General features: G+C 34.2%; 7 protein-coding genes. 6 read left to right on the top strand and 1 reads right to left on the bottom strand.

All coding sequences use genetic code 11. The features are described from left to right. The first annotated feature begins 2,227 nt into the window (after positions 1-2,227). The 5 genes from ACFFIT_RS07165 to ACFFIT_RS07145 all read left to right on the top strand — a co-directional run bounded on the left by ACFFIT_RS07165 (position 2,228) and on the right by ACFFIT_RS07145 (position 12,297). Positions 2,228-4,435, top strand: coding sequence for an Ig-like domain-containing protein (locus ACFFIT_RS07165; protein ID WP_385876975.1), 2,208 nt, complete (start codon positions 2,228-2,230; stop codon positions 4,433-4,435). A 194-nt stretch (positions 4,436-4,629) separates the two neighbouring features. After that, positions 4,630-6,831, top strand: coding sequence for a type I secretion system permease/ATPase (locus tag ACFFIT_RS07160; RefSeq protein WP_385876974.1), 2,202 nt, complete (start codon positions 4,630-4,632; stop codon positions 6,829-6,831). 39 nt (positions 6,832-6,870) lie between these two features. Beyond that, entirely contained in the window at positions 6,871-8,403 is a 1,533-nt protein-coding gene (locus ACFFIT_RS07155; protein ID WP_385876973.1) for an HlyD family type I secretion periplasmic adaptor subunit, read from the top strand. A 36-nt stretch (positions 8,404-8,439) separates the two neighbouring features. Further along, positions 8,440-9,897 carry a TolC family protein gene (locus ACFFIT_RS07150; protein WP_385876972.1) on the top strand — a complete coding sequence of 486 codons (1,458 nt, stop codon included), beginning with the start codon at positions 8,440-8,442 and terminating at the stop codon, positions 9,895-9,897. 3 nt (positions 9,898-9,900) lie between these two features. Further along, positions 9,901-12,297, top strand: a complete 2,397-nt coding sequence (locus tag ACFFIT_RS07145; protein ID WP_385876971.1) for an inverse autotransporter beta domain-containing protein — start codon at positions 9,901-9,903, stop codon at positions 12,295-12,297. A gap of 11 nt (positions 12,298-12,308) precedes the next feature. Here ACFFIT_RS07145 and ACFFIT_RS07140 read toward each other — a convergent pair whose 3' ends face one another. Then, a complete protein-coding gene (locus tag ACFFIT_RS07140) occupies positions 12,309-12,494 on the bottom strand; it encodes a hypothetical protein (RefSeq protein WP_385876970.1) in 186 nt (61 codons plus the stop codon). A gap of 399 nt (positions 12,495-12,893) precedes the next feature. Here ACFFIT_RS07140 and ACFFIT_RS07135 point away from each other — a divergent pair, with 399 nt between their 5' ends. Continuing rightward, a complete protein-coding gene (locus tag ACFFIT_RS07135; protein ID WP_385876969.1) occupies positions 12,894-14,162 on the top strand; it encodes a FliC/FljB family flagellin in 1,269 nt (422 codons plus the stop codon). Positions 14,163-14,331 lie beyond the last annotated feature (169 nt).

Raw genomic sequence — 14,331 nt, 5'->3', positions numbered from 1 at the left:
GTCATATCTTGCGAGTGCCCACACAGATTGTCTGATAAATTGTTAAAGAGCATCTAGTATTTCTACTAGGTTGTCGTAAGTAATCTTCTTAACGACAGGGCGCGAATTATATTCACCCTTTTTGTTAACGTCAAGTGTTTTTTTTAATTTATTTTCACTTATCGTTTGACTTAGCTTTTAACTTCTTAACACTTCGTCATTAGGCGGCGAATTATAGAGACTATTTTTAAACTTGCAATGTTTTTTTTAATTGTTTTAATCAACTGATTAACAATTCAGCAATGCCGCTTTTATAGTTAGTAACATCCATTCTAAAAAATTCCTTTAAAACATCAAGATAATTTAGACAAAGCACCTTCAAAGCTCCTTATATACGTATACACAAAGCACTCTTATTTTATTTTATTTTTGCAAAAATAATTATAGAAGAATGGTGGAATGGTAGCGCTGGTGTTACTGAAAAATTATAATATATTAATAGTTAATTCAATTTTCAAGTATACATAGCCCCAAAATATCCACAATAAGATGCATTTTAGTCGAATTATCCCTCGGCTTTCACAATGGCTTTAGAGCTATTCGTTGCAGCAACTGTGCTATGCTATCGTGCACGTATAAGTGTGCCATCAGCAAACACCTATTATTTATCTGCGATGTGAACAAGCGTTGAAAGAATCTCTAAAATACCTTGTTTATGGACCCATCGATTAAACCGTTTATAAACAGCATTGCAGCACCTAAATTCACTGAGTAAAGCACATCAAGGTATTTCAGTACAGAACCTAAATAAAAAACCTTCAAAAAATAATCGTTCTGATCCTTTGAAATAACCTATAATAACGCGGTTAAAAAGTTTTTGTAAAAAATTCCACGGACTATCTGATACAATAAATATCAGCGCAACATTTATTCTTTTATAATATTTTTTCGCAAATTAATTATAAAAGCCTCACGCCTTTACCTTGCAATTTTTACTTCCTAGGCTTGTTTATTTGCCACTTTATATATGCTTGATTTTGATTCACTAAATATCAGCAGCTCCTAGCAAAGCATGACTAAAAACTCTACAACATATACTTGTTTCAATTATGTTGTGCAATATTTAATTCTTTTATTTATTTCTGTTTCATAATTTTCCTACTTCTTTTCGTCTGCCTTTTTCTAAACGATAAGTTAACTGATGGTTGACACTAAAAAATAATATATTAAGTAGTTGCATGATTTATACTAGCTAAATTTAGTTGCTTTAGAATTTTTTTGCCGAGACTAAAAAATAAGTTCTCTTTTCCTATGAAATTTTGTTCTAATTCCACTTATTTACTGCATTAAATATTTTTATTCTTCCTACATGTTATCATCAACAACAACTCCACTGATATTTTGATTATTGTGACTAGGTTAAGAATTATTCATATTTATTAAGCAAATAACCTAGATAACAATCTCTTCAGATTAGATTTATACTCAATGGAAATCAAGATGCAAGTTTTGGGATATTTAACCTCCACTAAATAGACATTGGGGTACTATCTACACATGCAACTTGAAGTAACTCAATTATAAGCTGCTGAATCACAAAAAAATCAATCTTTAGATTCATCATGCAAATAATTCAGTAAATTTTCTTTTACGTTAAAATTAGTATAAATTCATTGCGTGCACTTATTCTACTTACAAGGAAAAATTAGTTATATATCCAATCCTGAGTTCATTAATGGTATCAAATTAAGTCATATTGTCATTTGCCTTGAATTTTACATTTCTATTATCTGTTTTTACTGAAGTGCAGCGACGCAATCATATATTTAGCGTTTTCAAGATTAGCCGATTTTTATCTGTCACCCATTTTTAATGTGATAATGTTAAAGGAAGTCTATCAAAATTAGCTTATTTGATTTTTCTCAGTAATTATCCAAAACACAATCTATTAATCTTCCAACCAAGTAATCACTAATAATCACAAATAATAACTAGCCATAAAAGTCAACACATTATTTGTATAGATTACTAATTAATAACCCAATATTGAGCTTAATAAATGTAAACATTCTCAATTAATAATTACAAATCGTCCTAAATGTATTATTATGCTACTGTTAACTGTCCTGCACCTGTATTGCTTTGTTGCAATCAAACTTGCTCATGGACTTATAAAAAATTTAAACCTAATAAAAACAATTTGTTAATATACCTTTACAATGCAGGGTTAGACTTAAAGAGAACACTTATGAATAAATATAAAATTATTGTCACTAATAATATTACTGGTAAGAAAAAAGTTTTAGACATTTCATCTTCTGCTTCATACAGTTTCAAGCAAGGAGATGAAGTAGTGATTGGTACAAGCGAATTTCCACACTCAATTAATTTAAAAGAAGTCCTTATTATTAAAAAAGGGGCAAACTTAGAAGTCTCATTGACTAACCAAGAAGATAATCTGATCATATTAGAAGATTATTTTACTCATGCAACAGGCACAGATGTTTTGATAGTAACTGATGCGAATGAATTAACGTATTTGTCGTTATCAAATGGCGAGTTAATTACCACATTAGCTAATAATACTGTTATGTCTGCTGATGTAAATGCGGCCACTAGAATTGCGTCTGATAACTTTTATTCTGATCTTGAAGACAGTTGGGAATGGTTAGATTCATCTACACTCTACACTGGTGCAGCTGTTGTTGCTGCGGGAGCAGGCTATGCCTTATTTGGAAGTTCTTCTGATGATAACACTGGATCTAATGACTCCCCTAATTTTGTTTTGCCGCCGAAAGATTTAAGTGACAGTAAAATTGCAGATAAAATATCTTGGTCTAATATCAATGAAGACGGAGATGAAATAAATACCAATGGTGATGGCGGAGAAATTAATACGTTGACACCGACCATTCAAGGCGCAAAAGATACTTTCACGCCAGGTAATACGATAACAATTAAGGTTCAATTAGACGCACAGACTAGGGATACGGAAAGTAATATTAAAACTTATACCACCACTGTAGAGAGTGATGGTTCTTGGAGTTTTACGCTACCTGCGGGAGTGCTAAAATCTGGAGACAAAGGTAAATTTACCATCACTGAGAAAAATAGTGATGGAGTTGAATCAAAAGCTTATATAAATTCATTTGCAATTGACACTGAGAAACCTACTGAATTTGAAAAACCCTATATATCAAATGGTTCCGAGAATGGAGAGATCAATACTTTAAAACCAACCATCAAAGGAAGTAAGGCTGAACCAGGTGCTAAAGTTAAAATCATTGATAATGCTAAAGGTGAACATTGGGCGACAGTGGATAAAGACGGCAACTGGTCTTTTACCTTCCCCTCTGATTTAAAATTAGGTATTGGAACAGCTTATACTTTTAAGGCGACTTTATATGATCAAGCGGGTAATGAAGGTCCTTCATTTGATATCCCTGTAAAATATGATAACTCACCTCCTGTTGCACCTAAACTTAACACGACAGCCGTAGATGATGTGGGTACAAAGCAAGGGGCATTAAACGATGGAGACTGGACCGATGATACCAAACCTCTTTTCAAGGGTTCAGGTGAAAGCGGTGCAGAAGTTATCCTTTATATTGATGGAGTCAGACAATACACCAAAGATCCTATTAAGGTAAGTGCAAATGGCACCTGGGAATATGCTCTAGAAACTTCTCTTAAAGCTGGGTATCGCAGGATTGAATTTAAATTAAAAGATCCTGCTGGAAATGAAAGCCAATACAGCACTACTTTTTATCTTAATGTGGATGATAGTACTTTAAAGAAAGAAGTCATTACTGATATTAAATTTACTATAGATAATACCGAAATTGGTTTAGCTGATACAATCAACAACAATAACAACAACACGAAAAAACATACTTTCACAGGGTTTGTTCCTAACAATATAGGTGAAGTTTTAATTTATAAACTCAATGGTGACAAATACGAACTCGTGAAAAGTACAACTACATCAACTAATAAATGGAGTATCGATATCCCATTTGATGAGTTCACTGAGGGACAAAATCGTTTTAAAATTGTACCGAAAAGTAAAGCCGGTAATGTATTGAAGGCTGAAGATGGTAATGAGTTTGTATTTACTTATAATAAAACAGCTGAAACACAAGTAGTAGAGGAATCGACAGATAGCTATTCCGATACTTTGTTAGTCGATGAATATGAGTCTGTCGGTTATATGGCGACTAAGACAGTCAACACATTTGAAATACCAAATACGGTTTCTCCTTCACTATTATCATCGATTTCAATTGATGATCTGCTCTATACAGGTGAGGAACTCTTTTTTGAATCAAATCAATCGCCATCTGAAATATATGAAACAGTAAACTATGATGTGAACACGTATAGTTATGCTGGGTTAGCTATGCCTGCAATGCAAATTGATGATGATTTATTCTTAATCCTGCAATCATTGTATTAACTGCATATTAATGAACATGGCTATACTAATATAATTTAATCACAGCTATTTTTAAATTTTTTGTGCTTAAAAACTTACATTAAGTAAAAAAAACAGCTATTATTATATATTTGATGTTATTATGTAGATATTTGTAAAAGCATTTCGCTACGCACAACAATAAAATCTATACCATAAATTGACATGAGTGTTTAATGAAACAAGAAACAATAGTAACTCAACCGCAAAGAGGTTTTGTGTCTGATCAAATGACTTTAAATCAGACAACAGATTCACTCTTATCATCGATCGCATGGATATGCCAATATTACCAAATGGAAATGAGCCAAGCGGCATTATCTGCAGGCTCACCAAAAACGGGTAATCTTACTCCTACTGGTGCGTTAACATTACTTGACCACATTGGTTTAAATGGAGCCTGGACACACAGAGAGTTAGATGATATATCGACCTTTTTAATGCCAGCTATTGCACTTAGAAAAGACGGTTCTCATCTTGTTATTATTCAAAAATTAAAGAAAGGAAAAGACTATTTTTATAAAGTTATCCTTCCTGAAGCAAATTCAGGAGAAGCTCTACTATCAAGAGAAGAACTTTTAGAAGAGTGTTCGCCTGGCTATTTTTTACTGATCAAAAGTAAATCCAAACTCAAAAAACAAGCTGTTATTGGGATTGAAGACCGAAAATCAGAAAATTGGCTTTGGGGAACTTTCATAAAATATCGCTCTTACTATTTCAGTGCTGCCTTTGCTGCTCTTTTGGCCAACGTCCTTACTTTAGCGGGTACTTTTTTTACCATGAACGTGTATGATAGAGTAATTCCTACTCAGGCACATGCTACTCTTTGGGCTCTTGCTATAGGTGTTTTTATCGCGATAATTTTTGAATTTACCTCTAGGCAAATACGAGCTCATCTTGTCGATATGGCAGGAAAGAAAATTGACCTTGTGTTAGGTAGCTTCCTTTTTAGAGAATTTCTGATAACGAGAATGGAATTTCAACCAGCATCTTCTGGTTCATTTGCTAACCAATTTAGAGAGTTTGAATCCATTAGAGACTTTATGAGCTCGGCTACACTTGCAACTTTATCAGATATCCCGTTTGGTTTTTTATTCTTATTTATTGTTTACTTAATTGGAGGGCCTCTAGTTATCATCCCTCTAGCCTTAGTTCCAATTATCATACTTATATGTATATTGGTTCAATATCCTTTATCGAAAGCAATGAAAGAAAATATGAGGGAAAGTTCCTTAAAACAAGGCATGCTAATTGAATGTATTACTGGAATTGAAACTTTAAAAGCAGTTCGCGGTGAACCTGTAATGCAAAAAAAATGGGAAGATTTCAGCTCATTATCTGCAGCAACCTCTATGAAAACTAAAGCTATAACCAGTACAACGATGGGGCTTATTTCTACCTTTCAACAACTCTGTACTGTTGCGCTCGTGATTTACGGTGTTTATTTAATAGGTTCAGGAGATTTGACTCAAGGTGCTCTTATAGGTACTGTAATCCTTTCGGGTAGGATCATTGCACCTTTGGGTTCTTTGATTGGTTTGGCTGTAAGATTTCAACAAGCAAAAGTGGCTGTTAACAGCTTGACAAAATTTGTAGACCTTGCTGTCGAAAAAGAAGAGGGTAAAGATTATCTTTCCAAAACTGATCCTATAGAAAAAATCACATTGAAAAATGTACAGTTTGCTTACCCTGCACCACCAATGCAACCTAACCCCAAAGTCATTAAAGGTGTTTCCTTAGAAATTAATAAAGGAGAAAAAGTTGCAATTCTAGGTGCAATAGGAAGTGGTAAATCAACTTTACTTCGAATCATGGCTTGCTTATTTCAAGCTACTGAAGGTCAAATATTATATGATGGTATTGATACCAACCAAATTGAGCCGGCTGATATAAGGGCGAATGTTGGTTTCATCGGACAAGAAGCAATATTATTTTCAGGCACCCTTAGAGAAAACATTTTACTAGGTAATCCAATTGCATCAGCAGAACAATTTATTACTGTAGCAAAATTATCTGGGGTAGATAATTTTGCGAGTAAGCATCCATTAGGCTATGACATGCAAGTAGGTGAGGCAGGCAGAGCGTTATCTGGGGGACAAAGGCAACTAGTGGCTCTAGCTCGTACTTTACTCAATTCACCTAATTTTATTTTGATGGATGAACCTACAAGTAATATGGATGTCCAAACGGAACAAATCTTTTTAAGACAACTTCATAGTGCCGTTAAAGATCAAACCATCGTTATAAATACACATAGATATTCAGTGCTGAATATTGTAGATAGAATAATTATTATTGATGGTGGATTAAAAGTTGCTGATGGACCGAGAGATGAAGTACTAGCGCAATTAAAAGCAAATAAAGCCGCTAAAGGTTAGTTTGATGTACCCTATTATCTAATGCAGAGTTAAATACAAATGACTGAATCATCAAATGAAAACAAACTGAACAATACTGATACGCAAAAAAATAGCTCACTATTAAAATCAACAAAACAGAGCTTAGATGTATCTGAAACACCTGTAAATGAAGAGAATAAACCTGTGCGTATTATTCGTGCAAAAAATGATACAGATACCTCGAAAAATACAGCAAATAATTCTACGACTAACTCAACGAATTCAAATGATCATAAGGTAAAAAATGCCGTAACTAAAGTGAATAAACCAGCTAATACGCAATCAGTTGAAAATCAATTACAACGAGCAGACGAAAACATTGCAGAGCTCAGTGACTCAAAAATTAAAAAGTTAGGCGTAGATCTAGAATATATGGATGATATGCGTTCAGCTTTGTTAATACAAAAGCCAAATCGTAGTAAACTTCTTCTTTATCTCATCTGTTCAATTTTTGTTATTGGTCTTTTATGGGCTCATTTTGCTATAGTCGATGAAGTCACTGTTGCTGAAGCTAAAGTCATTCCTTCCAGTAGAGAACAATTAATACAGAGTCTTGAAGGTGGTATAATCGAATCTATCGAAGTTAGAGAAGGTTCTATTGTCAAAAAAGGTGATATATTAGCAGTTATAGATGCAACTCGTGCTGAAGCGTATTTAAGAGAAACTGAATCTAAATTATTTGCGTTAGAAGCACAAGCAGCAAGATTTAGGGCAGAAGCAAATCAAGTTCCGCTTGATTTTCCTGAGCATTTAAAAGCACTTACAGATATAATTGTTGTTGAAACTGACGCTTATAATGCTAGGATAAAAGGATTAGAAGACAGCCTTCAAGCACTTGAAGTGAGTTATGAACTAATCAATGATGAAATTCAACTCTCTGAACCTCTGTCTGCAAGAGGTCTGATATCTGATGTAGAAATGCTTAGAATGCGAAGACAAGCCAATGACATCAGATTACAAATCATTGATAAAAAGAACCAGTTTTCCTCTCAAGCAAATGCAGATCTCAGTCGTGTCGAATCTGAAATAGGGCAGATAAAAGAAAACCTAATTGCACGTAAGGATATTGTCGAAAGAAGTACTCTGCGTTCACCCGTTGATGGAATCGTTACAACCGTTGAAATAACTACAATAGGGGGGGTAGTTCCTCAGGGTGGTGAAATCATGCGAATTGTTCCTACTCAAGATGAATTACTACTTGAAGCGAAGGTAAAACCTACCGATATGGCTTTTTTAAAAGTGGGTGGTCCCGCGGTTGTTAAAATTTCTGCTTATGACTATGCTATATACGGCGGATTAGATGGTATAGTTGAACATATAAGCTCAGATGCTATCGATGAAAAAGATGCGAATGAGCAAAGAAAAGGGATAACTAGTTATTATCGTGTTCTAGTAAGAACCAACAAGTCTTATCTTGAAAGAGATGAGAAAAGGTTTGACATTATTCCTGGTATGACCGGCATTGTACAAATTAAAACTGGTAAGAAATCTATTTTATCTTACATACTTAAGCCGATTCTCAAATCTCAAGAGGCTTTTAGAGAGAGATAATTTTACCTTCTATTATTTATAGAATAAGATGATAAAATGATTGTTAAAACTATTTACAATAAAAAAATACCGTTCCTTTTACTTTTTAGTTTAAGTTCGCTAGTGGGGTGTGGCAGCAGCGAAAACGAAAGTAGTTCTCAAGCAATTGAAAAAATTCCTTTAAAAGGAAGCCAGCCCCAAAATAGCCAGCTAGTCAATAAACAGTCTGCTAATAGCCAGTCTGCAGCAACTGGATCAAAAAACAAGGGTGCTAATTATTTTAGCACCATAAAAAATAATCCTTTGTGGATCTTCATGCATAATACTGCACTTGTTTCTTTAGATGTCAGCCCTGAAATTAGCCAAGCTGAAAGTAACGCACTAGGACGAAAAGATCAAATAGATGTTGTCAAAGGTCAGAGATATCCGCAAGTCAACTTATCAACTAGTTCACCTAGGCTTGAAGTTGGTAAATCAAATAAAGATAATAATACAGTAACCTCTCAAGTGAGTGTTGTTACTCCTGTTTTTGACTGGGGCAGAATTTCTTCTCAAGTTGAAGAACAATCATATGCTTTTGAAGCATCAAATATGGGCCTTAGGTTAAAACAAGATGAAATTGCTTATACGATTTTGTCCTATGCAGTTGAAATAGCAAGGGTAACTAAGTTATTGGATGTCAATGAAGCTTATCTTACCCGTATGAATGAATTAGTCGCTATGCTTGAAGGCATTGTTGCTGCTGATCCAGGTCGTGCTAGTGAACTATTACAGGCTAAAACTAAACAAATACAAGCATTAACCTCTCGTGATTCATTAATAGCCCAACTTAACGAACTACAAGTTTCAGCTGAAAGATATTTAGGAGAAGAGATTTACTTCCCTAAAGGCCTTGATTTTGACCCAGAAATATTTGATCAGGTAGATGAAGAACCACTCATTAAATTCCATCCTGCTGTATTACAGGCAAATGCTGAATACAATCGGGCAAAGGCTGCGGCTAAATCCCTTGGGGCGTCAAGACTCCCTCAGGTAAATTTAAATGTGACAAAAAATACAAATGATTTAGAATACGAAGATGAAGAAGATCCTTGGCTAGTGGGCTTAAATTTGTCTTGGGCCGTTTATGAAGGCGGATCTGCAACGGCATCAGAACGTTCTGCAATACAAGAAGCCAAAACAATTCTTTATCAAAGACAAACGATTGTTAAAGATATCCAAAACAGAATCAGTGCAGCGCGTGTTCAAAGAGATAATGCAATCTTAAGAAGCAAGGAATACCAAAATCTTGTTGATGCAAGTAGAGAGGTTAAGCAAACATTCTTTGACCAATGGTTCCATTTAGGTAAAAAGCAACTCCTTGATGTACTTAGTGCTGAATCCGACTTTTATAATAATGAACAAACCTTAGTTAACTTAGAGTTTGATGCTTTTAGTTCTCAATTAAGGTTGTTTTCTGACAGTGGTTTACTACTTTCATGGTTAGATATAACTCTTAAACAGGTTTCTAGATAAGATATGAAAAAAATAACAAAAAATTCTTTATTTAAGCTTAACCTATGCGTTTGTGCATCCATGGTATCAACATTAATGGCTTATAGTGGTTATAGTCACTCTCAATTACTTTTAGGCGAAAGCAGTGCAGCACTTGAGTTAGTACCTTATACATTGCAAGAGAAAATTAGTGTTTATAAACTTGCAAATATGAGTAATTTAACGATAGAGCAATTAAATCATCTTAATACTAACATGATAAGAGGACGTACTACCCTCTCTAAAGGTGAAACAATCTATTTACCTGCTAATTCTGAACTGCTTGGGTTGGCTACTGCTAATACAAAAAAAACTGAGAATATTACAACACAGGCAAAACCTGTGATTGAAGATAAAAGTATAACTACTCCCCAAACTGCTAACGCGCCAGTCGTTAATAGCAGTAATGAAAATTCTACAGAACCTACAGTACAAACAGCAGTCAATAGCTCATCTAGAAGCCCTACTGCAATTGAATCAACAGAAATGAGTGAGCTTAGTGCAATTACATCTAAAGAAGTTCCTGCAGGTTTAATTGCAGCGCCTACTGGCCCTACTGAATTAAATGAAAAACTTCCAACTAATCCAACTATTCCAGTAGATTCGCAAGAATTGAATGCCTCAATTTCGAATAATTTAGCTAAAAATCAAACTGTAATGACGGCTGATCTATCAGGCAATACGCAAATTGCTTCTGAGATAGAGAAAACACCGAACTCAGTTTCATCATCTGCTGAAGCAGTAGCACTGCCTAGTCCTATCCTTGCAAAAGAAAATGCAATTCCTGCTATAGATCCTAAACAAGCTCAACTCGCTGCTTCTAAGAAATTAGTCAGCCCTATCAGCCCTGAAGACTATGATGTAAATCTTCCCAATTTAGGTAGTGAAGAAAACAATCAGGCTGATTTATCTAAAGAAAGCCCAATAGATGAAAGCAAAAATATTCCTAGCATAATATCAAACCAGGTTGAAGCTTTAGCCAATCAATTTGGTAATGCTCAAATATCTATCAATGCCAATGAGAATTTTGATTACAAGCTATCTGAATTCAAATTTTTAACTGACATAATTCAAACTAATAATTCTATTTTCTTTACCCAGTTTGGTATAACTCATCAGAAAGATATAGCTAGACATAATGCAATTAGTCATTTAGGTTTTGGCTATCGGCATGATCTTGAAAGTATGCGATTAGGTGTTAATACTTTTGTTGACAGTGATTTAAAAAACATGAGCCGATTAAGTGTTGGTGGAGAATTAAGAACTGACTACCTCTCCTTTTCTACTAACTATTATACCCCATTAGATGGCTGGTCTAGCGCTACAAGCGATGAGACTTTTTTAATATCAGGAGCAAAACAAAAACCCGCTAAAGGGATTGATGTTAATATGAAAGGATATCTTCCTAACTATCCTCAAATTGGTGGTGGTTTATCTTTTGAACAGTATTTTGGTGATAATATTGCACTTTTTGGCACAGATAACATAGATACTGATCCTTTTGCAGTGAAAGCTTCTATTGATTATATGCCTATACCTCTTATTACCGCAAATGCTAGTCATCGTATTGGTGAAAATAATGTGCATGACTCAGCGTTTGGGATTGATTTAAATTATCGCTTTGGCCTATCTTTTGAAGATCAAATTAATCCCAATGCTGTTGCAAAATTAAGAAATATGAGCGGAAGTCGTTTTGATTTTGTTGATAGAAATTACGAAATTGTTTTTGAGTATAAAGCTCAAGCCTCTGGTGTAAACATCTCTTCACCAACTCAAGCATTCGTTAATCAAATAGTACAAATTGAAACTGAAATTGATGGTAACATAAAACCAGAATCATATCTCTGGCTTGTGAAAACTCCAACTTCAGCGGTCGAATACTCAGAAAAAGATTTATCATTAGAGTTGACGCAAGAAGGAAACTATCAGGTTCAGTTACAAATAAAAACTCAAAACAATGAAACTAAAATATCTAATATCATTGATATTAACTCCACATTTGCACAAAGCGATTCTATTGTCCTCGAAATGGTTAAAGATGAAGCTTTAGCACTGCCTGATGTTAACGCATATTCTGATTTAACTAGCACGCATGTTGTCCTGAACTTACGTTCAGCAAATCAAAGTGAAAATCATGCTATTTCTATTCCATCACTAGAATGGAAAGATTCAAGTGGAGAATTTTGTCAAGGATGGTGTAGTCTGAATCAATCAAATGAACTTTTAAAGGCTGAAGTTAGCCCTTCTTCTCAAGGTGGTTGGGAAATTAAAATATCAGGTTCTGAAAAATTAGTTGATAGTCAGCTACAATTTAGGGCCACATCTACAGTAAATAGTAACAGAATTCTCACGGAATCTAATACATCCGCTAAATTTTTCTGATTTATATTTTGCTAGGTTGTTTCTGGATTAAGCGACCTAGCAAATATTCCCACTTCCCCCATACTTAATTTGAATACAGCAGCAGATTTAGCATTGCTTAGCGCCCAAAGAATCGTAATCAAAAAATATTTTTCCTTGTAAATTGATGTGATTTCAGTAGGTAAATCCATAGTTACATTGTATTTCCTTTCAATCATTTATACTCTTAATATAAAATCGTTCGATAACATTCTATAGGTCTCAGTAGCTTCCTATCTTGATAAATATTCTTAACTATCTTCTTCACCCTTAAACCCCAATTTCAATACAATTAATTAAACATTAATTTTTTGTTAACCGCACATTTAATGATATGTATAGTTCATTAAAGGTGATTTTACTCTCTAATTTATTGTATTAATAATTACTTTGTTAAATGAGTTAAAGCCAACAGAAAGTGTGACATATTGAGCAATATCAATAATAATGTGCATTGCTTGTTAATATATATGTTTAATTGAAATAAAACTAAAGTTTTTGTAACAATTGACGTTAATTTACATTAGATGTAATAATGTATTTCTCTTATATTCTCTATTGTCAAGTAAGGATTTCACATGCCTGTGATTAACACTAATATAGTTTCTCTAAGTTCTCAATTGAACTTAAGTAAATCTAACAGTTCTCTAAGTAAAGCAATAGAAAGACTTTCCTCGGGGCTTCGCATCAATAGTGCGAAAGATGATGCTGCTGGTCAAGCGATTGCAAATAGATTTACCACAAATATTAAAGGATTAAACCAAGCTAAACGAAATTCACTTGATGGTATTTCCATAGCACAAACAACTGAAGCTGCATTACAAGAAACTAATAACAATTTACAAAGAATTAGAGAACTGACAGTCCAAGCGTTAAACGGTTCGAATGCCCAAACAGATCTTGATTCTATTCAAGCTGAAATTGATCAAAGATTGATGCAAATCAACCAAATTTCTGAACAAACTCAATTTAATGGTATACCCATACTGGCTAAAGATGGAATTTTAAAATTGCAAGTTGGTGCTAATGATAATGAAACTTTAGGGGTACCACTTAAAAAAATGGATGTTGAAACTCTCGACTTAACTGGCTTTAATGTCAATGGTTTAAGCTTTTCTAAAAGAAGTATCAATGCTTCACCTCTTACGATAGCTGACATGCCTGCCTACAAGCAACAAACTAATGTTACAGATCCTACAACTCAAAATACTACCCCAAGTTCTGTATCAGTATCAATTGATGGTACTGCTTTTGGACTTACTGCTACAGGTGCTAATTTTTATCCCTCTGTCATCAAAGGGAATGATAATCAATTCTATGCACAGTTAACATTTAATCTCTCCGATCCTATCGATAGAGCTAAATTAGCTGCTGTTGGTATAGATGACAGTAATGCAAGTGATACATATTATTTCAAGTTATCCGACAATTTAAATCCCTTTATTGGTTTTGAAACGCCACTTGGAGCCCAAAATGCCCCAATTACCTTTAATAACGTTCCTGCAGGCTCTTTTAATTTGACTGAAATTGTTTACGATAGCGCAAATTTACTTGTTCAAACTACTGCCCGTACAGTTAAGCCACTTAAAACTCTTGATAACGCAATTTCAAAAGTTGATTCATTACGGGGTGATTTAGGTGCAATTCAGAATAGATTGGAGTCTGTAATCAGCTCACTCGGAATAACATCAAATAATTTGTCATCGTCGAGAAGTCGTATTGAGGATGCTGATTATGCATTAGAAGTTTCTAATATGAGTCGTGCGCAGATTCTACAGCAAGCTGGGACTTCTGTTTTAGCGCAAGCCAATCAAACACCACAATTAGTTTTGAGTTTATTAAAATAAATTTTTATACCTCACTGTTCTCTGGATGTTTAAACTTGCATCTAGAGGTACGTTTTCTTCTTTGCTCTCTTTAAAATTAACCATTCTTAATCCGCCTTTCCGCACTTTATTTTATAATTATTGTCTAGATTAAAAGCGGTCATTTTTTAACCTCTCTATATATTGACTC

Source organism: Thorsellia kenyensis, from assembly GCF_042432445.1.
In the GTDB taxonomy this organism is placed as follows: Bacteria; Pseudomonadota; Gammaproteobacteria; order Enterobacterales; family Thorselliaceae; genus Thorsellia; species Thorsellia kenyensis.
This window is presented reverse-complemented; position numbering and strand designations above follow the sequence as displayed.